This window comes from Synechococcus sp. BIOS-U3-1, from assembly GCF_014279975.1.
Taxonomy (GTDB): Bacteria; Cyanobacteriota; Cyanobacteriia; order PCC-6307; family Cyanobiaceae; genus Synechococcus_C.
Genome location: NZ_CP047936.1, coordinates 1,707,315 through 1,727,728 on the forward strand (window position 1 = coordinate 1,707,315; position 20,414 = coordinate 1,727,728).

Below are 20,414 nucleotides of genomic sequence, written 5' to 3' on the forward strand. Positions count from 1 at the left end.
AGTCCGCTGAAGGCCAGCTGAGCACGCCAGGATGTCCGCATGGCTCTCACTCTCGTCTACGACGGCGGCTGCCCGTTTTGCAGGCATTTCGCCCAGCGCAGTGAACTCATGGGTGGTCTGCCCGACCTGGTAATCAGGGATGGGCGCAGTGACCATGCACTGAGAGCTGAACTACGCAACAAAGGGTTCAATCTCAGCAACGGCGCCGTTTTGATGGATGAAGAACAGATCTGGCATGGAAGTGAAGCCATCGCGATGCTCTGCCAACAGCTGTCACCCAGCGATCCTCTGCTGCGCCTGCTGAATGGTTTGTTCAGCAATTCAGGACGAGCAAATCGGCTCTATCCAGGACTGCTTCTCGCAAGACAAATCGCTCTGGCTGTGCGCGGACTGCCTGTGGATCCTGATCAGGCTTGAGAGGCGCTTCCCAGCAAATTGCTGGTCAGCTGATCAGCCGCATCGGCGGCCTGGTCATGCTGGTATGCGAACTCTTCTAGTTCAGCGTGCAATTCCAGAAGCATTACAGCCATTGAATGTGCCAGTTCACTGCTGAAGCTGATCTGCATGGAGCATTCAAGAGTCCGACACGCGGGTTCTAAAAGCTTCAGCGAAGAAGGCGTGGATGTCGTCAACGTGCCGTTACATAAGGGCCGCACGCTCATCAAGCAGCGGCCCAAATCATCACTTGTGCTCGCGTTGCCAGCGGCTGAAGTTTGCAGCAGAGAACTTGTGACCATGGCGCAGTCCCACCTTGGCAACACAGGTTGTATCACCAGCACACTGCTCAACCTCCTGGCGGATGTTGTCATTGCCGTTGGCCCTTGTGAGAAAAGTCTCCAGTTGCTTCATGGACATGGTGAACCTCCAGAGGGGTACTCCACCGCTAACCAAACCTGACGAGCAGATTCAAATCCAACGGTTTTTCTTCCCCAGCGCATTCGTGATGGAAGCCTCCATATCCCCCGCCAATGACACTCAGCGTCACATCAGCACACCTGGAAGAGAATTGCGCTGCTGTGAGGGTGCAGGGCCTTGTGGCAAAGGTCCCTGCTGCGGCAACACCCTGTACTGAACCCTGACCCGCGTACGGGCCGCGCAATGGGTGATGAAACCCAACAAGAGCAACAGCAAGAGACCTGTGGTTGCGCGTTGACTCATGCCCAAAGCGGCCCCAGAAGCCATCCGACAGGGAGGACATCCCTCCTAGGTGCGGATGGCCTGATAAGAGCCTGAGACTGGATCAGCATCACTTGCGGCCGACAATCACCGGTGGGGTACTGCCGGAAGCTCCTGGCAGTCCAGGAACAACCTGGGTCTGGCCATCCCACTTGTCCAGGAAGAGTTTGTAGAGGACCTGATCATCGAGGCTCTCGTTGAGCGTGTCGTAACGCAATGCTTCCTGTTCGGCAATTTTGACCTCCGTCTGGGCGCGCAGCAGCTGCTGCTCAGCAATCTGTTTCTGCTCAATCGCAGCTCTGTATTCCTGACCAATTTCCAGACCGGTGAGATCCAGACCTACAACCTTCACGTAATCGAACTGGTCCAGTTCCTCAGCAACCGTTGAAGCCACAAGCGAAGAAATATCGTTCCACTCCGAAGCGATGGTGACGAGTTCGTACTGGGAGAACACAGACTTAAGAGCCTTCAGCAGCGAAGGCTGGATGATGCGGGGATACACATCGCGATCACTGCTGGCAATCGTGCTGTAAACACGACCCGCTTCATCCGGACGCAGGGCGTATTTGATGGTGGCTGTGGCCTGGATCACCTGAAGATCCTTGGTGAGCGTGGCGAAATTCTCTGGTTTCACCTGGGTTCTGATGCTGAATGGCCAGACCTGCTGAACCAGGGGTGCTTTCACGTTGAGTCCTGGCTGACGCGGAACCCCACTCACCTTGCCAAGGGTGGTGATCACCGCAACCTCACCGGCTGGAACCACGAACAGCGCCTGACCCAAGAGCAGCAAACCGGCCAGGACAAGGGCAACGATCGCCACCAGGCCTCCTTCAGGACCTCCTGGGTTGACCGATCGCATCGACGAAGGGCTCTGCATGAAATGAATGCGTCAGACGCTCAAGTTCGCCCTCTTCTAGCGACAGCCGGCTCTCTCTGCTCGCGGGGCCGATCAAGGCCTGATAACGTCCGCCAATCCTGTCTGGGTCCCATGCTGAGAAGTCTGTTCTCACTGCTGTTTGTTGCCCTCCTGCTGATGGCGCTACCGGCATGGGCTGCAGACCTGCGGCTCACCTCAGTGACCCTTGCTCCCTGCGACGCTTCCGACCCTGGCTCCCAGCCAAGCAACAGCAACAGCCAGCGCAGCAACATCAGCAGTCCTGAGGGAGCCAGCTGTTACGTCCTGAGCGGGAACGTCAACAACCCCAGCCGTAACTCGGTTGTGGACACCGATGTTTATGCCCGGATCCTGGATCGCAGCGGTGAACCGGTGCTTCAGAACCGCACGCGGGTGGGATCGATCGGAGATGTCCTGCCAGGAGACCACCCTTTTGCATTGCGACTGGCGGTACCGGCCGGGACACCAGGACCGTTTGAGGTGAAAAATCCACGCGCTCGAGGTTTCAATGCGCCGGTACGCAGCAGAGCCAGCGACGACGAGGAGTTGTTGCCGCTCGAGCAGGGCGTAGTGCAACCTGGGCTGGAAGACGAGATCAGCTGATGCTCCAGATGCTTCGAGCCGGAGCAGTCATCATGCTGATTCTGATTGGCATGATGCTGATCAGCTATCACCCGCGTGCACGACAGCCAGGGAAACGGATGCCCTCACTTCAAGACAATCGAATGATGCCCAGAAACACAATGAGGCGTCTTCGCCAAGACAGGCTTTAAGGCCTCAGGTCAGAGCCGGCTCTTAAGCCATAGCCATCCGTGGATAGTGGGTTGCCGATCATGAATTCACCGACGGAACATTCCAGCCGACTGGAAAGACCTGATGCCTGCTCAAACAATTCGCTGCTTCCAAAACTGAGACCACAAGGCGCGAGTCCGAGAGCCGTCGCAACCAAATAAAGCTGCTGGTAGATCGACCCGACATCTTTAAGGATCAACGCATAAGACAAACCAGTTTGCTGATGAAGACTTGCATTTCTGCCGTACCGGGCAGACATGACAACAAGAACATCGGGTCGCTGGCCCAGTCCCGGTGAAACAGAAGCCACTTGAGGTGCACGGCAGGTCGAGGCAGCTGCAAGGTCCAGCATCTGCAGGCAGGGCTCACCAAGGTCACGGAGCTTTCCCAGAGAGTGATTGCACGAGTCGTAGTGATAAAACCCGGACTGAAGGCCGATACATCGGTTGATGCACAAATAGAGCTCTATGGAATGAAGGGCTCCAGCGCTGGCGACAGGTCTCAACAAGCCTGGATAGGCTCGAGAAAGTCCCGGATCGCAAAGAATTTCCTCACGTATGTGCATGGAATGCCAGAGGAAATCACTTAGCACCGCAGCAGTAACCGGCTGCTCCTGATACCTACGGATTGTTTTACGTTCGCGAACGACCTGAAAAAAACTCAGGTTGTGATTAATCCGGGAAGGACTAGGAAGAGCTGCTGTAGAGAGAATGATTCTTTGATGCTTCGCAGGTAGCTGATTTGTATTGTTTGAAGTGGGGATTGCTTGATAACGACAGACATCAATCATCTGTTCACGCGTATGACAGTGAAACGCAAGATCTTCAGTCGTCCAGCCCGCCTCAACAGCTTCTTGATCAATATCTGCGACACCTTGACCATCACAAACTCCTGCAATATCTGAGCTCAACAATAGTGAAATAATATCCGCATAATGCGAACGTAGATCAATGGGAAGAGCCTCTTTGAGCGTAGCCTCATCGCACGCCAAAACAAGCTGCATCAGGATCGGGAACAATCGTTGATCCTTCAGACGAACAGTTGCAGATGACAACGGTGATGTGATTTCTAGCCCATCAACTAAAGGCTGAACATTGACAAATCTAGAAAACCTAACGCGATAGTCACCCCCTGGAGCATTCTTTCGGCGAAGCAAAGACTTCACGGGATTAAGAGAAATCGCAGCACCCTCTAAACCAACGAGCTCAACCGAAAGCAACCCTTTCGTGTAAAAGCCTTCAAGCTGACCGAGAAGCTCTAAATGCTGTTCTCGACTAACCCCACGATCTAATAGATCTCTTAAAAGAATCTTCAGCGCATCAGTTGGACGATCAATATGTAGGCTTTGTTGAATTGAATTCAGTCGTGTGGCATAAGGGGTCGTAATAACAACATCGCTCTCATTAAAAGCAATGTGAACACCCTCGCGGAATTGATAGCTCAGCATTGCTTCAATACTAGCTCTATGCGTTTACGCCAAAACCAGCCCTTCTTGATCATGGTTGACCACCAAGAACTAATCCGTTCGAACAATCAATTCAGATCACTGCATCCCGGAAAGTCGTCATTAAGCTTTTGAAGCGTATTGCTAGAGAACGTCGACGGGCCAACTGAGCGCTGTTCAGCCACAACTAGACGAGCTGCACTGAATGATCAGGCTAAATATTTCCAGAATTTCCGATTCACTGCAATTCGCGTCCAGAAATACAACGACAATAGGAATGCTCCAAGAAATCCCAGCCCCATTCCCCACATCAAGGTGTCTTCCACACCAAGAAAGTCCATGCAGTGAAAGAAAGCACCTGCCATAAAGAAGGCAAAGCCGTAAGCTCGAAAATTCTTGGGCATTTCAGTTGAGGCCTGCGTGGAGCTGTTCATTTTCTATTAAATCCTCTATTCAGAAAGGTGAACCATGCGCCGGCAACAAGAAACATTGCCGGCAGACCCGCGAAGAAAACACTGGAATCCGATTCTCCGGCACTGACAATCCAGAAAACTCCCCAAAACCAGGTCAAGAGAAAAATCAGATTGAGCAGTAGCTTCGAGGAGAATTGAGCGATAAGCACTTCTCCAACTCGACGCTGAAAAGTTGTAGCTTGAGTGTTAGCCATAATCATCACTGCCGATTAGATTTTGATACTCACACGTCCTCGCGGCGTATCAATTGCTTCAAAAAGCAAGGTCTCCTCGACCAGGAGCACGAATCAATTGATGCAAAGCCTCCATTTTGACGTGGCTTTGACGATTGAACTGATTGATTTCAAGCAAAAGTACTGCCAACTGATTCAATCAGACAACGCTTGAATAAGCTGACAGTAGAGACTATCTCCAACACCCAAAAAAGGGCAAGAAATGCCTAATTCCCACAAATCAACAACTCAATAACTGAGAAATATTTGTTGATAACCATAAGGAAATGAGTCAATATCCTCAGGCAAATACAGACGAAGACACCACAGCAGGTGGTCAAAGCAAGTGGTCAAAGCAGGTCGTGAGAAGCCGGTTGGAGTTACTAAAACCAGCATTCTTCCCAGACAGGGATTAAGTGAGCAAATCAGACAGCAACGAAAGCTGGCCATCATCTTTGTTTGAGACCGCTTCCCAGCCATTGGAATCCCAGGGACCAAGCAGCGGCTCAAACGCTTTTAACTGATGGCCATCCACGGCTGCCATCCAGGCTTCCTCTAATCCCTCAGGAATCAGCACGGGCATGCGGTGATGCAGCGGCTTGACGAGTTCATTCGGAACCGTGGTGAGGACCGTGCATGTATCAACCTCACTGCCATCACTACCCAGCCATCGTTCCCAGAGACCAGCAAGCCAAAAGGGTTGGCGATCGATCCGCCTGATGATGCGACCTTTTTCGAAAAAACCACTGGCAGGAATCAGGCAACGTCGATGACGCCAAGAGGCTCGAAAACTGGGCTTATCAGCCACTGTTTCTGCACGGGCATTAAAAGGCCTGGGGCCCTGGGAAGGATCTTTCAGCCAGCCGGGGATCAGACCCCAGAGCATGAGCGATGCCTCTGGGCCCGATTGATCAGTACGACATGCAAGCAGTGGCTCGCCAGGAACAATCAAATCCCGTGGTGCGTAGCGACTGCGATGTTCCTGATCCATGCTGTTAAGCAAAACAGGCGGCAACTTGATTAGAGGCGTGGAGAGGGCATAACGACCACACATCTCAAGTCTGCTCAATCAAGATTCCTGACGGAAGATACGTTCCAAGTCGCGACGGAATTGCTGGGTGGTGAGAGGGCGTTCTCCACGACGTCGATTGTTGCGGACCACCAGTGCACCAATCCACCAGACCTGGAGACCTGCGAAGACCGATCCGAACACGAGCAGGCTGAGTGTGGGAGCGTCGAGCTGGAATGGCATCAGCGAGGCGACAAATCAAGCAAAATGAAAGACCCCGCAGTCCATCCATGAAGGAGATCAGTCTTGTTGAACTGGTTGCCCGCAATTTTGCCCGTTTCGCTGCGGTAAGCGGAGTGATCGGCCTGGTGATTTGGCTCACCTGGGTTTTACTCGATTTCGAGCATATGAATACTGGTTTTACCCTGCCTCAGTCGGTGTACTGAAACAGGGAAGGGGTGGTGTCAGCCGACGCCGTCGGCAACCACATCCGCCTTGACAGCCTCGATTGAGACTTGATCTGCAGAAAATGCGGATTCAAGCTGATCTGCCTGGGAACGTGCGTCGGAACTGAACCGACGTGCAATCAATTCGTCAACAGACAGCCGGCCAGGACCCACAGCAAGAATCGCTGTTGCTGAGGCGAAGTACAGACCTAAAAGCTCCAGCAGATAAATGTTGAATCCAGCGGTGCTGACAGCGTGATAGATGGCCACTGTCATCGTTCCCAGGATGGCTAAAGCACCGAAACGAGTTAGGAGACCTGTGATCAACAACCAGCTGCCTCCAACTTCCGAGAAAGCTGCGATGTAAGACAGGGTGATCGGGAAAGGCAATCCCAAAGGACGAACGAACGCGTCGGCGAAATTGCTGATATTGGCGAGCTTTTCGTAGCCGTGATGGATCAGGAGCACTCCGGTGAAGACCCGGAGCAAGAGCAGACCTGCGTCAGCAAGAAATGGACGAGTAAGAATTGTCCTGATCACAGAAGTAAAAGATAGTTTACGAAACGTAAGGGACTAACCCCTTAACGCGTGTGCCCAAAGATCGGATCGCAGGGAAAATAAGCAGAAATACTCAGACAAAGGCGGCAACACGACCCCCTTCCAGCCGTTATGAATGAATCATTATTGCAATCACTTGACATGGGAACAGAAGGCCTGATCACTTTGTTCCTTGGCTTCGGGGCTGCGACTCTCAGCTTGCTGTTCTGGAAACTGAGCCGTGCTCAGTCAACAAACCGCTTGTAAAGCCAGCGCACAAAACCACCAACCACCGGAACCGGTTCAAAGGTTGGGCCCACGAAATCGAAGTAGTCCCTGTGGTCCTCCACCTTGCCTGCCGCGTTGAAGCGCAGGCGACTGGTGCCTGGATAAATGAATTCAATGCCTTTGATCTTGAGGCCCATCTCCCATTCCACGAATGCGATAGGTCCATCAATGGCGATAGCGGCCGGAGTGAGATAGACGTCATCGCAACGCCGCATCAATCCATCCTGTGCCTCGACATAGGCCTGAATGCCCTGGCGCTCCTGAGTCGGGTCTTTGAAGCGCACGTTCTCGTCGTATAGCTCTCTCCACTGCTCCTCGGTGGGAGCGGGCATGCCGTAAGGCTTCGTAAACAGTTCACGCACACGATCAACGTTCACAGCAGCAAACAAACAGGAAAATCACACTATTCAGATTTCTGCGGGGATTGCATAAGCTTCTGGGCCTCTCCAGTGATTTGTCCCATGCCTGATCAGAGATATCAATACGAACCGATCGAAGCATTCGGAGAAAGCCTGACCACCAACCGTCCCTGGAATACCTCAGCACTTGAGATCGTTGAACGAATCAATGGACGCACCGCCATGGTGGGATTCGCAGCCGCGATCATCGGCGAATGGATCACAGGAGAGGGTCCTGCCGGGCAAGTGATTGCCGTGATCCGCTGGTACCTCAGCTGAACTTCAAGACGAACGCCGAATCATCGTCCGTCCGTCAATTCATGAAGTGCGGAGTAGTCCCCCGCGTCCAGGTCTGTTCCATCAGCGCGTTCCAACAAGCTCGCGAGCCCCTCCAAAGCCGTGGCATTGACTCCTGCCAATCGCGCCTCCCGTAAAAAGAGCTGAAGATCCTTGCGCAGCAGGCTGGTACTGAAATTGGGATCGTCGTATTGATGAGACATCATCCGCTCCAACTTCTTGTCGACGGTGGGGGCATACAGAGCGGAAGGTCGCAGCACCTCCATGAAGCGATCTACATCCAGCCCGGAGGCTTGAACCAAACGCAGCGCCAGTGAATACCCATGAGTGAGGCTGGCGATCAGTTGATTGAGAGCCAGTTTCGCGGCAGCACCCGTGCCCACAGCGCCCATCAAGCGCGGCTCTGATGCCAACTGGCGAAGCAGAGGCAACTGAGCTTCGAACACGTCCTGAGCGCCGCCGGCCATGACCAACAAGCTGCCCTTCAACGCTTCAGGGCGACTGCCGAGCACCGGTGCTTCCAGCAAAGAGCCGCCCTGAAGCCGAACCTGTTCAGCAAGGGCGACGCTCTCACTGATTCCCATGGTGCCCATCGGCAGGATGCACCTCCCCGTCAAAGAACCAAGACTGCCGATGACCTCAGCGGTGACGGGACCATCGCGGAGCACTGTGATCACAGCCGATGCAGCCTCAAGCCCCTCCTTGGGATGGTTCAGTTGCTTTGCTCCTGCCTGGACCAAAGCTGCGCAACGAGCGGGGTTGCGGTTCCACACGGTCAGAGTGAAGCCCTTATCGATCAGCCTTTGGCCAATCGCAGCGCCAAGAAGGCCAGTACCCAGCAATGTGATGGTGGTCATCCGGCAGCGTTGAATCCCTTCCACCTTGCAACAAGCGGCGGACCAGCACGATTGATCCGTTCCCCACGTTCAGCCAAGTGGAACGCTGAGTCAGAGCTCGAAGACATCCGTGGTCAATCGCCCAAGATTTAGCAACCAATAGGGGATGTTTTGTCTGGCATCCAAATAATGGCGAGAAAGATCCAGCTCCCACTGTCCAAGCGCCCCAGTTCCATCACTGCGGCCTGGGCAACATTGACCTTCGCCTATGTCGCAGCCTGGGCTGTTTGGGGGTTGGCAAACGCTTATTCCAGCCTTTGATCTCAAGACGAAGGCCGCGCCTCAAGCGGGATTGACGGCTTGATCGTGCTCGCTCACCAGGCTGAATGCGTCCAGATTCATTCACCCTGGAAAATAGTTTTCTTATCTAAGAGAAAAGGCTTTAATTGAGAAATTAAGACCTTTTCTTAAGTCTACCTATTTCTGTTGCAGAGCAGCTGTAGGCGATGTAAATAAATCATCGAGATAGCGCTCAGTCACAGCTCTTTCACTACAACCGTTCTGGTACAAGAATCGTGCCAATGCAGAGGTCATCACTTGATATTGATCCCAATTGGGATTGGAACCGATGAACCCCTTCATTGCAGTGAAAAGAACCTCAGGTATTTCAGATTCCATGCTCACAAAAGGAGTCTCCTCAGGAGTGGCGATGGCCAGAGCGGGATTGATGCAGCTTTCCAGTTTGTTGCGATCCATTCAGTCTTCGGACGTCCGGCTTTCCGCCACTACAAAGCCATGAATCCAGGCGGACGTCAAAGCACTCGACGAATTGCCAGCAATCCCTGATCTCATACGAGACTCATTCCGCTGCAGTGTCTTCCTGCCTAGCGATCTGGCCCATGGATACCTTCTCAAGCGAGCACGACCATCTGTCAAGCGGCGAATGGCACCTGAACCACAAACCACAGACTTTCTTGTTTGATCAGGTTTTTTACAGATTTCCTGTGGAAAAGCACAAGAGTTTGGTGGAAAAGCCCCCTTGTTTTCCACAGGACAACACACCATCAGCAAGGCTTATCGCTGGAAGTTTCACAGGACCCGCCAAGAGCAAAGACGTTTGAGAAACAGCTGGGGCGAACGACGTTGGAGAATCGGAGTAGTACTTGCTACTTATTTGTTCTCAATGGCAGATCGCTGCACAGCGGCAATGTGTGTTGCCTTCACCCATGTCCATGCAGTGCTCCGGCTTCGAGCTCATTTCGCTGCGCATCAGCCATCGGATTGGAGTCCATGAAGCGATGGATCTAGCTTGCAGACCACAGGTCTGAGACTGTTCGGCTTCTACTTGGCACTCAAAGCGTGCCTCCAAGGATTGGGCAAAAGCGCAACTGAATCCCAAAGCCTGCAGACAGGAGCCAGGGTGCCAAGCAATGGGTTGCATCCAAAACCCAGCCCAACCACAAAAAAGACCCCACTGCTAGTGCAGCCGGGCCAGGGTGATGGGGTCCATAGTTTGGGATCACTCAGGAGGCGCGTCAACGCCACATGTGGTGCATTGCTGATGAATTGACGATCAGGTTCTGGTGATGAGAATCATTTCAGCCAGGCATCGAGCCTCTGCCACGGCGATGGCTGACTCAATCGATCAGCTGGAAATGGTCGAAAAAGGTCTGGAGTCCTGATCAAAGAGGAAGGCCGCCCCTCCCCCTGGAAAGACGGCCTAACTCGCTCGTTTGTGCATTGTTCAACCCATCACTTGTTGGCAAAGGAAGGGGTCGAAGCTTCTGGCTAGAGGCGCCCTGGGGCCATTGGCTCTAGGTGTCGGGCTGTGAACTCCTAGGGCACCTAGGGCGGTGCAAACGGAGCGTCGATTGGCGTGACGTATCTGATGTGTACCTAACCAAACGACCAACCCAGGTCATGGTTGAGACTGTTGGAGCAGGGGCCAGAAGTCAGTCTGCTTCTGGGGTCTGCTGTGTTGGACCGTCGTCTCTCATGAACGCCTCCGATCTCGATAGTCATACCTTCGTCAGCGAACACACATATGGCAACCAGCCATCCTGCTCATTGCCTTCACCGGCAAAAAATCCAATAGTGGGAATATTGTGCTCAAGCTCAGGCGAGGGGCAGGAGTGATGACACTTCGACGCGATGGGAACAGATCCAGGCATCCCTGGAGCCACTTTCAGAAAAACCGACCTTTCTGATTCCAACGAGCTGTAGAACCCGTGGTCAACCGTGGGCTTCCAAACGGCGACGGGCATCTGCCTGCGTGCGCCGGATAGCAACTCGCACAGGCAGGAGACCGGCGAACACATTCACCATGAGCAACATCCAAAACACAGGCACTGGAATCCAGTTCACTGTCTCGCCATCCGACAAACGCTGGAGAATTAACAACACGCCGCTAGTGATCAGCGACATGACAAAACGTGCGACGACATCCCATAACAATGGTGTGATGGTGCGCCGAGTGATCGCGTAATAGATGCCAGCAAAAGGCAGAACTGCATGAGCGAATGACCAGGGCCAGGCACGATCGCGAAGGCGATGCTCCAGAGCCCGATGACGGCTGGATTGCTGACCATCTACTGCAGAGCGTTGCTGCAACACACGGTGGTCCGCACGAATGGAGGGGATCGATTCAACGATGGTGCCCCATACGAGGAGGGTCAATCCGAATTGGAGGATCGGATCCAACCGCCAGCCTTGAAAGAACAGGATCGAAGCCGCCAGCGGTAGGGCGATGCAGCGTCCTGCCAGGGTGATCAGAAACCAGAAAAAGTCAAAGCCCTGACGTGATTCGCGCGGTTGATCCCGATCCATCAACACATCGAAGCGTCGTAACGACACCACGAGCGCAGGAACCCAAAGGGCCATCAGCAGCAGCCCTGAGATTGAAGCCCAATTCAGACTCGCATTCACCATCAGCAGCTCCGAGCTGTTCCCATATTGCTTTGCTCATGTCGCTATGTGGATCACCAGTGCGGAAGGAGAGGAGTGGTTGACTGGCTCTCGGCCTAGGGAGCGAGAGCGCGAGGCGTTGCTTCCGGGACAACCCAAAAGTGGGCCACATCGCTTTATCAGACATGAACACGCGGCACCGTCACGTCTTCAATGTCTCCCCGAATCGACTGATATCACTAATTTAAAAAAGGCCTGGGGTCCTGATCGAAACGATGCTCAAACGGCAGTGCATCTGGATGCTGATCACCATCCTCGGCGGCAGTGGACTCAAGAACCTGTCTCAGCAACCTGGCACTCTCCAGCGGCATGTCGCGCGGCACGGAGATGCGGTCGCGCAAATAGCGCAGCGCTGAAGCCGAACCCCTCTCTGGTATCACGGGCTGTTCAAGAATCATTGCCGTGAGTGCGGCCCTCAGCGGTTGGTCAAAACGATCCCCCAGAGGATTTCTTGCCAGAAGCGTGTGGCGATGCCGAAGCACCCTCTCCAAAGCACGCGCTCGCGCAGACACCGATTCACCTGAGGAGCTCCAACGACGTTCAAGCTCATCGAGTCCTGAACCGCTATCCACCGCTAGAGCCATACGCTGCTGAGCTTGGTTGCCGTCAACCCAGCAACCACCCATCTGCGGCGGCAGATCATGGGCATGGGTATGGACATCGCTCTGCGTGCCTCGATAAGTGTCGAGCTGTTCAAGAGCCGTGAGCCAGCGATCGATGAGCGGGTGTTCCCGACGCAACGCGAAGCCCTTGAAATAGGCGAGTGAGGCATTCATCCGTTCCACATAGGGAATGAACACAAGGTCAGCGGTGCCAGGAATCGAACCATCAGGTGCATCGGGATCCAACCAGCGCCCTCCACCGTTGGCGAGTGCCTGCTCCATCTGCTTGGCAACACGCTGAAACTGATCACGGGCTTGAAGCTCCTGTCGCTCTCCGAGACCAGGAGTGCACAACCAGATGCACCAGGCCCTAAACAGCAGACGTTCCAAATCCCGAAGCCGACGGACTCGGCGGTCGGCCATGGGAGCGCCGACAGGTCCGAAGCTGGATTCCAGAGCCTCCAAAATGCGATCACTTTCCGTGATCAAACGTCCATCCAGCTCCACAGCCGGCAGCATCCCGGATGGAACGAGGGCAGTGAACCAGGGTTCCTTAGGGCCATAACAGCGCATGGTCACTTTGCGAATCCGATAAGGAATCCGGCGAAACTCAAGCCAAAGCCACACTTTCTGACAGTACGGGCACCATGCGTGGTGATCGCGGAACAACGTGACCCGAACCGAGTCCTCAGGCTGACCAAACAGGCGCAACGTGGCCTGAGCGTTAGCAGGACCATCGATTCGCTCGGCTGCAGGCGGAGCAAGTGCATCCAATGCAGACCAGCTGAGCGCACCAGCGCCGGATCGGACTTCGGTCATGGCATCCTCGGTACACCGCTGCATGATCATCGCCAGAGCGGATCACCCGTGGACATTGCACACAGCCATCTACTGGATCTTGAGAAACAAGCCCGACGTACCGGTTCAGGACTGACTGCTAGCGACCTGCTGGGGTGCTGGCAGCTGAACACCATCTGGCCCAAGGGACAAACCGAAGCAAGTGTCCTCAACGGCTGGCTGCTACGCAGCATCGGTGCCTGCCTCGAAATTAGGGGGAACTCCGACGATGGGCTTCAACTGCGCAACGCCGTGAACCTGTCAGGTCTCACCCTCCAGTTCACAGGCCCAGGCGAACTGAATGGCCGCCAACCACTGCTGAAATTCCGCTTTGAGCAGGTAGAACTGCTGCTCGGCCGCTTCACGCTATTGAAGCGGGAGCTGCCATCACCGCAAGAAGGTCGGGAGCCGTTTTTCGCTCTGATCAAACGCAGCCCAGAAGGGTGGATGGCCGCGCGAGGCCGGGGCGGTGGGCTGGCGTTTTGGACGCTCAGGGATTAATGCGCTGCTCGGTCCAACCATCCTGAACCGTCCAGCAACGGCGAAGGTGGGGATGGGGCTTGAGGTCGAGCTGCTCAACACGATCCAGGGCGATGCGCATGATCAGCAGGTGATCGGAGATCGGCTCATCATCGGCAACCTCTTCTGGCCAGGGCCCTTGCAAATGAAAGGGTTCACCAGGAGACGGCCAGGCCCAGACCATGCGACCGGAGGGAGACAGGCGCTGCCAATGATCGAACAACGCCTCCGGTTCCTGCTCAGCACTGACCAGAACGGCAGTGCCACGGAGACGAAACTGCTCTCTGGCCTTACGGAACAACCAGCACAGTTCAACTCTCGGCTGGCTGATCAACTCAGAAGGCTTGTCACTGCGAACGTCAGTGAGCAGCTCCAGTTCCCCTGCAGGACTCCAACCTCGAAATACCAAAGTGCGCACACGGGGTGTTCCATCCGTTGCAGCAGTGGCCAACTGCAGCCAGGTCGCTCCAGAAGAGCGTCCCTCTCGTTGACGAGCACCACGCACAAGAGCACGCCAGGGAGGAAGGCTCATCGCAGTCTCCTGATCAATCGGCATGATTCAACCAGGGATCGAGGAACGCGAGCGGGCGCTGCATGGTTGCCGAATATCCAAGAATGCCTCGATCGCGGTAGACGTAGAGCAAGGAATCGTCGCTATCCAAAAGGAAGGTACCGCCGCGCTGCGTGATGAAACGATCATCCGGCACGTACGTCCTCCAGTGACGGAGCACCTCATTCATGTTGCGCAGCCGAACCGTTGCTAGCTCAAAAGGACGCTGAAAACCCTCGCCCCCGGCTCGGCGGAATAGGGCAGCAGGAATTGGAGGCAGGAGGCCTGTGGAAACAATTTCGTCGCCGCCGAAGCGCTGAGCAGCCGAACGGTCGCCGGTGTAACCACGCAACACCTCGGCGAGGGTTCCAGGAGAACCGATGCCGGCACACATCAGCAGAAGAGATGGCCAGGGCCCTCCAGGAGCCTGTAAACCAGGAGACAAGCCAAGGGTCTGATGCAACTGAGAATCTGGCTCCACCTGGAGAAACTCCCTTGGCATTCCCGTAAATGAGCAGAAGCGCTCAGCTCCGGCATGATCACCAATGGCAATGGCCAGGGGGCGGATCCCTGCCTGCTCGAGCTTGGGTAGCACTGGCACCACAGCCTGTGCGTATTCCATTGAGTCAAAGTCGCCGAGCTGTGTGAGCAGCAGAATCAGCCGCTTGAAGCCCTGGTCTTGGGCATGGCTATCTCCGATGCGTTCCAACAATGCTTCTGGTGCTTTCATATCTCAGCTGAGGACCGTATCGACTGAAGAATTGACCTGAAGTCAGCATGGTCTGTTTCGAAGGCAAACGGTGCTCGATGATGACCGCTCCCTAACGAATGAAACTTGCCGAAGGGGCGTAATCAGTGCAGCGTGGGAGCAGCACAGGCAAGGCTGACCATGGGAAGGGTCCAGAGGTTGGCAGCTCAGCGGCAGGTCACGCCCTATGAGCTGTCCCGCAACATTCTCCAGGAAGCCGGCTATGCGATCACACGCAGGGAAGAGAAGAACCCTGCTGGGCATCGCGGTTATGACGTGGTCTTCCCCTGCACGATTGATGGTCAGCAACATCAAAAGATGATGAGGCGAACATGGCTGATCGAGCTGGCTGAACTGGTACTGGAAGGATTCAAGCCAGAGGAGATCGCCACCAACTATTTCAAACGGGAATTTGATTCATAACAGACGTCTGGCTTAAGCCTCTCCCGAGACACTTTTTCGCTGAATCAGCAAGCAATAAGAGCCACTTCATCATTTATTGAGTCGTGATTTTAACGATCCCTCATTCATAAACTTCTCAGGCTCCAGCACTGATCGAAAAGGCTCTCTCATAGAGAAGTCCCGTTACAGAGCCTCACGCCGAGTGCACGTTTTTCTGCAAACGACATTTTCTCCACCTTAGTTTCACGAATCACCTCATCAACACAGTGATTGAAATATCGAGCTTGATTCGCCAGTGGGGAGACCTGGACTGCTCCATAGATCACAGCAAAGATCAAAAGCACTGGGTAGAGGTGCGCGTTGATCAGTTCGCGTGCCTGAGACATGGATTAATCCATCACTAACTGCGCGCTAGCAACGAACACTCCATCCCGTCAAGCGATCACTCTATCTTCAAGAACCTGAAATCTGAAGTGGAAGAACAGATGGGGTTGCATCAGTAAGTCAACAACAGTGGTCAACTCTCCATCAACAGGGGCAGTCAACAAGGCGCAAGACACAATCAGGCCACAACACCAACATGCTGCTCAGCGATCACCGCGCACGGTGATCGCTGACGGCGATCTGGCCTGTGTCAATGCTCCAATCTGAGCAAATAGGAAAGCCTGGATCAGCTCCCTTGTCTTAGGAGACAAAACTGGTTTGATGGCAATGTGTCACCCGGGAGTCCCCGCCGTGATTGGTCAAACCAGGATCTATTGCCAACAAGAAAAGGAGTTCCTGCTTGTGGAAGTTCCATCCCAGGACGCCTCATCGCAGATCAAAGAACTGAAAGATCAAGGCTGGGAGATCGAAGCTGAAATCCCTGTCTGAACCACTGAAAACACTTCACGCATACTGGCCATAGAGCGTCGACACGGCAGGAGAACCTGCCAATCACAATTTCAGCGCTGTAGAAATCACCCGGAACGACCTGAATCGTCGTCGTCAAACTTCTGCACAGCCGAGTCAATTAATCCCTTGGTATCGGTGTTCAAAGAAGCCACAACAAAAAACACCAACGAGAGCACGCCTGAGGCTGCAATCACAACAACACTGAGATTGCTCATCTCAAGGTTGCCGTAACGAAAAGCCAAATAAATCATCGTCGGCGCAACAGCTCAAAACCGATGGACTAAAGCCCATTCGCTGGCTTATCAATGTACGCGTGACACGAAACACGACGACAGCAGCAGCGCTAGGCGGACAATCAGGGCAAGCGTTGACACATCTGTACTACAGCACTAGAACAGATGTATCAGCAGAGGATTCATGGCTCCTAGCTCTCCCTATGCACCGTTCAAGGCTGAGGAGTGGATGCGTGCGTCCCTGATTACCCCACGCAAACGATGCCAAGCCATGGTTGGATCCAGGACCCCAGCACCCAGGAGACGAAACGGTTCCATGCCGACGAAAAAAGCTGGAACCACGCCCCGAGGATGTTCGTGGATTCAGGGAGACCTTTTCCAAACCAGGCACCACTGCTAACCACGCGCGTGCATCTAAATCAGGACACTGCCGAACGCCTCTGGGGTGAACTCCTTCGTGTCGGCTGGCTTCCATGCAGGCCCCAGTGGTCAGCTGACGCTGAATTCTGAATAGTGCACATTTGCCCAAGACAGCGTCGTGGTCAGCCGAACTGGTAGTGCTTGCGAACGGGTTGATGAACCTGCCAGGTGCACGACAACCCTGATGGGAACTCAACAAGATCGCCTGCACCGAATCGGACCGGTTCGCCGTCGTCAGGTGTCACAGTGACATCACCCTCAAGCAGCAGGCAGGTTTCTCGTTGGTGGTAATGCCAGGGGAAAGAGCTGATTTCACAGGCCCAAACCGGCCATTCGCGAACACCGAGGGCCAGGATCACACTCTCCGGGCAGTTGGAGGTCACACAGATCATCGCGGTGTCGGTCGCGGCATCAGGATCCCATGATTGCGCGGCGCCGGCCCAAAGCATCCGGCCTTGTAATTCAACCCATGGTTGGCCAGCGATGATCACAGCTGTGATCGAATCTCTGTAGGAGCAGCCCATGATCGACTCTGGCGACTATGGCTATCCACCGAGCACCCGCAGACAAGACTACGTGCTCGTTTTACTGCAGCTGCTGTGGCGCATGCGCTTCGACCTGTTAGTGCTGCTGTTGATCACTGTTCTTGTCCTTAACGATTGGATCCCACGCAGCTGGACCGCTAACGCAAGCGTGGTGAGGATCATGGGCATCGCGGCATCAATTTTTCTCGGCTTTCGCAACACGCAAGCGATCGGACGCTGGTGGGAGGCCAGAAAACTCTGGGGAACTGTTGTGAACGTGAGTCGAAACTGGTCTGACACATTGCGTGCGCATCTCGATAGCAGCAGGTCACCCGGACGCCAGGAACGCAAGTTGCTACGTCTGCAGGTCGCCATCGTTTGGCAGCTGAACTTTCAATTGCGCAACTTCTGGCGGCGAGATCTAAGGGAGTTGCAAGATCAATTGCTCAAGGATCTAAAGTTGCCCCGGAGTACCAACCTCCGTCAGCTGGGACAGCTGCGAGGCGTTTGGATTGGAGACCTCCATCGCGCAGGATTAATCGATGGCTTCGGACGCCTGCAGCTGATGCAAGTCGGAAACGGCTGCACCGATGCCATTGGGGGTTTGGAACGAATCCGCAACACACCACTTCCAGCGTCTTACGAGGTATTCGTCAGACTTCTGAACTGGTTATTTATCCTATTGCTGTTGTTGTACTTCCACGACTTAGGCCCAGAGTCACAGAGTCGTTTTGGAAGCGTGATGATTGTGGTGCTGTTCCTGATGGCCGAGCGGATCGGTGCCTATGTGGAAGGTCCATTTGACGCAGATTGCAGCAGCTTTTCATTACCTCTAAATAGCATCTGCCTCACAATCAGCCACGACCTGCTCGATCACGCTACAGACCATGTCCAACACCTGAAATCCGATGATCCAGTGCGCTGGGACTGATCAAAATAGGGCTATCAATCAGGTCATGGTTAACTTACGCCTAGATATCGATTACTGAATTCCCAGGCCACAGAACATCGATACTGATAATTCAAGCCAGCGATGCCAATTCTTTTGCAAGATGCATCAGTAATTGCTGCTCCCTCCGGAACTTTTGAAAGTAGTTTGTTCAGCGTGACCTCTCGATTTCGACCACTACCAACGATCGATAAATCATTCGCCAGAGCTCCAGACCCAAAGCCAAACAGCAAGAAGCTCAACAGAATTGCCATCAGGATTCTCATGACTAACTGGACTGCTTCCCCAGCAGTAGCCACAAAGAGAAACGGCAACCAACTCCTTGACACATTTTGATCTGCCCAGGAGTACGGGGAAGCCAATCAGACGATCGAACGCCGCCGCAGAGATCGCCTTCACTTCAAGCGACTGAGATCAACGAGTCATCGTCACTGAGGTCTCATAGGATGAACAAATGCAAGGACTTGTGATCAGCATGGCTTCCATCCTGTTTCAAATCACCCTCCCACTTGTTCTGGCCTTATTCCATTTCGTTGGACCGATACCAACCGACCTGAGCGCTGAGGGAGGACAGCTGAGTGCCTGCCCAGGCCCTGAGCACTGCGCAAGCAGCCAATGGCGGGTTGCTGATTCCTCTACCGCTCTAAAACAGCTGTCTCAACAGATCAATGACACTCCTCGGACTGAGATTATTGAGCAGAGCGCTACCTATCTGCATGCCACTTACAGCAGCAGGATCTTTGGCTTCGTGGATGACCTTGAACTTTTTGCATCCGATTCAGTCACTCTTGAGGCACGTTCAATCTCACGCCTCGGAGAGTCAGACCTAGGTGTAAATGCACAACGCCTAGAAGGCCTTGGCAAGACAATCGAAACCTCGGAAGCTTGAATAGGTCAAAACAAGATAATCCAATCAACGCTGTTGTTCATCTACTCAAATAACAGCGCAAATCAATTTAGAGAAAAGGAGACACGCCTCCGGCGAGGCCCTCTAGCTCCCCTTCACTGCGATAACTGAACTTATTAGCGGTGAACGAATAGCCGTACCCTTTAGCGATACTCACTACATCTTGAGATGACTTAGCTGCTTTAGTTGATCCTGAGTGCTGGGGTCGCCTCTGACTTTTCCTGGAAGGCCTTGAGTTACTCTAGGGACATGCGTAACAGGATGATTAAGCAGTCATAGCAACAGTCAGCTGCGGTGTCTTTGGGAAATCATTACAACGCTCAATTGTGCAAAGTATTGGAGGGAGTTGTATAGGAGTGATTATGGATTTGGGGATGTTGCCCTGTTTGTCCGGTAAATGGTTTGAAGCAGATACTCGGCAGGACCAGGGCTGGAATGTTTGGAGCGTCTATGACTCGGGTGCTTAGCGCGGTCACATGCGGCTCAACTTGCAGTTGAGCATGACATCACAAAGCCCTGCGTCTAACATAGAGTCACCAAACTGGGTTCTACAGATCTGAAATGACTTTATCCACAGTTCTTGTGTATGTTTCCATACCATTTGTGTTGGTAACCCTGTACTTCGGTACAAGGGGTGGTTTTTACAATACGGATAAGTATGACGGAGACGGAACCGCCCATAAAGTCCTGAAGTGATTTAACAAGAACGGTTGGTTAGATAAAACTTAATTCCAAACATCATTGTTTAAGCGCGGCGGAATCAGGGTAAATTCCCTTCAATTCTGCGTACATGCCTATTGAATACCCCTTAACTATCTGTTATTAATTTTTTCGTTAAGAATATATGCATTCCAGCAAAATTCCGAGGACTTGCTGTTCTCACAATTTAGAAATTCAACTCCAGAAAAGGGGTTGCCCTTCATAGGCGGGATATTGTCATAGTCAGATCGAACAGCAAATAGACCTTTTGCATGTCCAGAGCAAAGGTATCTAGTTGAACCACTTGGATTACCTGCTCTTCTTGCCTCCAAAGTTAGCCCTCTAGCGTTCCAATCAGCAGCA

The 20,414-nt window shown here is 53.6% G+C and carries 31 protein-coding genes and 1 pseudogene; 11 read left to right on the forward strand and 21 right to left on the reverse strand.

Annotated features, from left to right (window positions below):
- Positions 1-39: 39 nt before the first annotated feature.
- Entirely contained in the window at positions 40-417 is a 378-nt protein-coding gene (locus tag SynBIOSU31_RS09225; RefSeq protein ID WP_186489394.1) for a DCC1-like thiol-disulfide oxidoreductase family protein, read from the forward strand.
- Here the strand turns inward: SynBIOSU31_RS09225 and SynBIOSU31_RS09230 are convergent.
- The 4 genes from SynBIOSU31_RS09230 to SynBIOSU31_RS09245 form a co-directional block, all read right to left on the reverse strand.
- On the reverse strand, positions 408-566 hold the full coding sequence (locus SynBIOSU31_RS09230) for a hypothetical protein (protein ID WP_186489395.1): 159 nt from the start codon (positions 564-566) through the stop codon (positions 408-410). The two genes, SynBIOSU31_RS09225 and SynBIOSU31_RS09230, sit on opposite strands and share 10 nt — an antisense overlap.
- Positions 567-681: 115 nt before the next feature.
- On the reverse strand, positions 682-855 hold the full coding sequence (locus SynBIOSU31_RS09235) for a Nif11 family protein (RefSeq protein ID WP_186489397.1): 174 nt from the start codon (positions 853-855) through the stop codon (positions 682-684).
- 126 nt (positions 856-981) lie between these two features.
- Positions 982-1,182: a hypothetical protein gene (locus SynBIOSU31_RS09240; RefSeq protein ID WP_186493178.1), complete on the reverse strand. Its 201-nt coding sequence runs from the start codon at positions 1,180-1,182 to the stop codon at positions 982-984.
- Between the two features lie 64 nt (positions 1,183-1,246).
- The gene (locus SynBIOSU31_RS09245) at positions 1,247-2,053 is read right to left on the reverse strand and encodes a prohibitin family protein (protein ID WP_186489398.1); all 807 of its coding nucleotides are present in this window, start codon (positions 2,051-2,053) and stop codon (positions 1,247-1,249) included.
- A 111-nt stretch (positions 2,054-2,164) separates the two neighbouring features.
- Here SynBIOSU31_RS09245 and SynBIOSU31_RS09250 point away from each other — a divergent pair, with 111 nt between their 5' ends.
- The gene (locus SynBIOSU31_RS09250) at positions 2,165-2,674 is read left to right on the forward strand and encodes a hypothetical protein (protein WP_186489400.1); all 510 of its coding nucleotides are present in this window, start codon (positions 2,165-2,167) and stop codon (positions 2,672-2,674) included.
- A 166-nt stretch (positions 2,675-2,840) separates the two neighbouring features.
- Here the strand turns inward: SynBIOSU31_RS09250 and SynBIOSU31_RS09255 are convergent, their stop codons facing one another.
- From SynBIOSU31_RS09255 to SynBIOSU31_RS09275, 5 genes are all read right to left on the reverse strand, one after another.
- On the reverse strand, positions 2,841-4,310 hold the full coding sequence (locus tag SynBIOSU31_RS09255) for a SagB family peptide dehydrogenase (protein WP_186489402.1): 1,470 nt from the start codon (positions 4,308-4,310) through the stop codon (positions 2,841-2,843).
- A 206-nt stretch (positions 4,311-4,516) separates the two neighbouring features.
- Positions 4,517-4,741: a hypothetical protein gene (locus SynBIOSU31_RS09260; protein ID WP_186489404.1), complete on the reverse strand. Its 225-nt coding sequence runs from the start codon at positions 4,739-4,741 to the stop codon at positions 4,517-4,519.
- Positions 4,738-4,974 carry a hypothetical protein gene (locus SynBIOSU31_RS09265; protein ID WP_186489405.1) on the reverse strand — a complete coding sequence of 79 codons (237 nt, stop codon included), beginning with the start codon at positions 4,972-4,974 and terminating at the stop codon, positions 4,738-4,740. The genes SynBIOSU31_RS09260 and SynBIOSU31_RS09265 overlap by 4 nt, the downstream gene beginning before the upstream one ends.
- Positions 4,975-5,404: 430 nt before the next feature.
- The gene (locus tag SynBIOSU31_RS09270) at positions 5,405-6,046 is read right to left on the reverse strand and encodes an SOS response-associated peptidase (RefSeq protein WP_186492955.1); all 642 of its coding nucleotides are present in this window, start codon (positions 6,044-6,046) and stop codon (positions 5,405-5,407) included.
- A 15-nt stretch (positions 6,047-6,061) separates the two neighbouring features.
- A complete protein-coding gene (locus SynBIOSU31_RS09275; RefSeq protein WP_186489406.1) occupies positions 6,062-6,244 on the reverse strand; it encodes a hypothetical protein in 183 nt (60 codons plus the stop codon).
- A 47-nt stretch (positions 6,245-6,291) separates the two neighbouring features.
- Here SynBIOSU31_RS09275 and SynBIOSU31_RS09280 point away from each other — a divergent pair, with 47 nt between their 5' ends.
- Positions 6,292-6,447 (forward strand): hypothetical protein, encoded by a 156-nt coding sequence (locus tag SynBIOSU31_RS09280; RefSeq protein WP_186489407.1) that lies wholly within the window; start codon positions 6,292-6,294, stop codon positions 6,445-6,447.
- An 18-nt stretch (positions 6,448-6,465) separates the two neighbouring features.
- On the opposite strand, the gene SynBIOSU31_RS09285 is transcribed toward SynBIOSU31_RS09280, so the two are convergent.
- Positions 6,466-6,987: a DoxX family protein gene (locus SynBIOSU31_RS09285; protein ID WP_186489408.1), complete on the reverse strand. Its 522-nt coding sequence runs from the start codon at positions 6,985-6,987 to the stop codon at positions 6,466-6,468.
- A 242-nt stretch (positions 6,988-7,229) separates the two neighbouring features.
- Positions 7,230-7,604, reverse strand: coding sequence for a nuclear transport factor 2 family protein (locus SynBIOSU31_RS09290; protein ID WP_186492956.1), 375 nt, complete (start codon positions 7,602-7,604; stop codon positions 7,230-7,232).
- Between the two features lie 129 nt (positions 7,605-7,733).
- Between SynBIOSU31_RS09290 and SynBIOSU31_RS09295 the strand changes: the two genes are divergently transcribed.
- Positions 7,734-7,949 carry a chlorophyll a/b-binding protein gene (locus SynBIOSU31_RS09295; protein ID WP_186489409.1) on the forward strand — a complete coding sequence of 72 codons (216 nt, stop codon included), beginning with the start codon at positions 7,734-7,736 and terminating at the stop codon, positions 7,947-7,949.
- 20 nt (positions 7,950-7,969) lie between these two features.
- Here the strand turns inward: SynBIOSU31_RS09295 and SynBIOSU31_RS09300 are convergent, their stop codons facing one another.
- Positions 7,970-8,824 carry an NAD(P)-dependent oxidoreductase gene (locus SynBIOSU31_RS09300; RefSeq protein WP_186489410.1) on the reverse strand — a complete coding sequence of 285 codons (855 nt, stop codon included), beginning with the start codon at positions 8,822-8,824 and terminating at the stop codon, positions 7,970-7,972.
- 168 nt (positions 8,825-8,992) lie between these two features.
- On the opposite strand from SynBIOSU31_RS09300, the gene SynBIOSU31_RS14805 reads away from it, so the two are divergent.
- Positions 8,993-9,124 carry a hypothetical protein gene (locus SynBIOSU31_RS14805; RefSeq protein WP_255477181.1) on the forward strand — a complete coding sequence of 44 codons (132 nt, stop codon included), beginning with the start codon at positions 8,993-8,995 and terminating at the stop codon, positions 9,122-9,124.
- A gap of 156 nt (positions 9,125-9,280) precedes the next feature.
- Here SynBIOSU31_RS14805 and SynBIOSU31_RS09305 read toward each other — a convergent pair whose 3' ends face one another.
- From SynBIOSU31_RS09305 to SynBIOSU31_RS09315, 3 genes are all read right to left on the reverse strand, one after another.
- Positions 9,281-9,559 carry a DUF2811 domain-containing protein gene (locus SynBIOSU31_RS09305; protein ID WP_186489411.1) on the reverse strand — a complete coding sequence of 93 codons (279 nt, stop codon included), beginning with the start codon at positions 9,557-9,559 and terminating at the stop codon, positions 9,281-9,283.
- 1,476 nt (positions 9,560-11,035) lie between these two features.
- The gene (locus SynBIOSU31_RS09310; RefSeq protein WP_186489413.1) at positions 11,036-11,731 is read right to left on the reverse strand and encodes a hypothetical protein; all 696 of its coding nucleotides are present in this window, start codon (positions 11,729-11,731) and stop codon (positions 11,036-11,038) included.
- A gap of 215 nt (positions 11,732-11,946) precedes the next feature.
- Complete coding sequence (locus SynBIOSU31_RS09315; protein ID WP_186489414.1) at positions 11,947-13,188, reverse strand: glutathione S-transferase; 1,242 nt, start codon at positions 13,186-13,188, stop codon at positions 11,947-11,949.
- Positions 13,189-13,236: 48 nt separating this feature from the next.
- Between SynBIOSU31_RS09315 and SynBIOSU31_RS09320 the strand changes: the two genes are divergently transcribed.
- Complete coding sequence (locus tag SynBIOSU31_RS09320; RefSeq protein ID WP_370593618.1) at positions 13,237-13,707, forward strand: hypothetical protein; 471 nt, start codon at positions 13,237-13,239, stop codon at positions 13,705-13,707.
- Here the strand turns inward: SynBIOSU31_RS09320 and SynBIOSU31_RS09325 are convergent.
- Together SynBIOSU31_RS09325 and SynBIOSU31_RS09330 are read right to left on the reverse strand one after the other, a co-directional pair.
- Positions 13,697-14,281 carry a pyridoxamine 5'-phosphate oxidase family protein gene (locus SynBIOSU31_RS09325; RefSeq protein ID WP_186489415.1) on the reverse strand — a complete coding sequence of 195 codons (585 nt, stop codon included), beginning with the start codon at positions 14,279-14,281 and terminating at the stop codon, positions 13,697-13,699. The genes SynBIOSU31_RS09320 and SynBIOSU31_RS09325 overlap by 11 nt on opposite strands.
- A complete protein-coding gene (locus SynBIOSU31_RS09330; RefSeq protein WP_186489416.1) occupies positions 14,271-15,005 on the reverse strand; it encodes an AhpC/TSA family protein in 735 nt (244 codons plus the stop codon). Before SynBIOSU31_RS09330 ends, SynBIOSU31_RS09325 begins: the two co-directional genes overlap by 11 nt.
- A gap of 132 nt (positions 15,006-15,137) precedes the next feature.
- On the opposite strand from SynBIOSU31_RS09330, the gene SynBIOSU31_RS09335 reads away from it, so the two are divergent.
- The gene (locus SynBIOSU31_RS09335) at positions 15,138-15,446 is read left to right on the forward strand and encodes a hypothetical protein (RefSeq protein WP_186489417.1); all 309 of its coding nucleotides are present in this window, start codon (positions 15,138-15,140) and stop codon (positions 15,444-15,446) included.
- Between the two features lie 146 nt (positions 15,447-15,592).
- Here the strand turns inward: SynBIOSU31_RS09335 and SynBIOSU31_RS09340 are convergent, their stop codons facing one another.
- Complete coding sequence (locus SynBIOSU31_RS09340; RefSeq protein WP_186489418.1) at positions 15,593-15,811, reverse strand: hypothetical protein; 219 nt, start codon at positions 15,809-15,811, stop codon at positions 15,593-15,595.
- A gap of 319 nt (positions 15,812-16,130) precedes the next feature.
- Here SynBIOSU31_RS09340 and SynBIOSU31_RS09345 point away from each other — a divergent pair, with 319 nt between their 5' ends.
- Entirely contained in the window at positions 16,131-16,298 is a 168-nt protein-coding gene (locus tag SynBIOSU31_RS09345; protein ID WP_186493179.1) for a hypothetical protein, read from the forward strand.
- Positions 16,299-16,384: 86 nt separating this feature from the next.
- On the opposite strand, the gene SynBIOSU31_RS09350 is transcribed toward SynBIOSU31_RS09345, so the two are convergent.
- The gene (locus tag SynBIOSU31_RS09350; protein WP_186489419.1) at positions 16,385-16,561 is read right to left on the reverse strand and encodes a hypothetical protein; all 177 of its coding nucleotides are present in this window, start codon (positions 16,559-16,561) and stop codon (positions 16,385-16,387) included.
- 252 nt (positions 16,562-16,813) lie between these two features.
- Here SynBIOSU31_RS09350 and SynBIOSU31_RS09355 point away from each other — a divergent pair, with 252 nt between their 5' ends.
- Entirely contained in the window at positions 16,814-17,062 is a 249-nt protein-coding gene (locus SynBIOSU31_RS09355) for a DUF1651 domain-containing protein (RefSeq protein ID WP_186492958.1), read from the forward strand.
- A 32-nt stretch (positions 17,063-17,094) separates the two neighbouring features.
- Here the strand turns inward: SynBIOSU31_RS09355 and SynBIOSU31_RS09360 are convergent, their stop codons facing one another.
- Positions 17,095-17,364 carry a cupin domain-containing protein gene (locus tag SynBIOSU31_RS09360; RefSeq protein ID WP_186492959.1) on the reverse strand — a complete coding sequence of 90 codons (270 nt, stop codon included), beginning with the start codon at positions 17,362-17,364 and terminating at the stop codon, positions 17,095-17,097.
- A 130-nt stretch (positions 17,365-17,494) separates the two neighbouring features.
- Here SynBIOSU31_RS09360 and SynBIOSU31_RS09365 point away from each other — a divergent pair, with 130 nt between their 5' ends.
- Together SynBIOSU31_RS09365 and SynBIOSU31_RS09370 are read left to right on the forward strand one after the other, a co-directional pair.
- Positions 17,495-18,427 carry a bestrophin family ion channel gene (locus SynBIOSU31_RS09365; RefSeq protein ID WP_186489421.1) on the forward strand — a complete coding sequence of 311 codons (933 nt, stop codon included), beginning with the start codon at positions 17,495-17,497 and terminating at the stop codon, positions 18,425-18,427.
- A 493-nt stretch (positions 18,428-18,920) separates the two neighbouring features.
- Positions 18,921-19,334, forward strand: a complete 414-nt coding sequence (locus SynBIOSU31_RS09370; RefSeq protein ID WP_186489423.1) for a DUF1499 domain-containing protein — start codon at positions 18,921-18,923, stop codon at positions 19,332-19,334.
- Positions 19,335-19,401: 67 nt separating this feature from the next.
- On the opposite strand, the pseudogene SynBIOSU31_RS14890 reads toward SynBIOSU31_RS09370, so the two are convergent.
- A pseudogene (locus tag SynBIOSU31_RS14890) lies at positions 19,402-19,530 on the reverse strand (hypothetical protein); the annotation flags it as partial.
- Positions 19,531-20,414 lie beyond the last annotated feature (884 nt).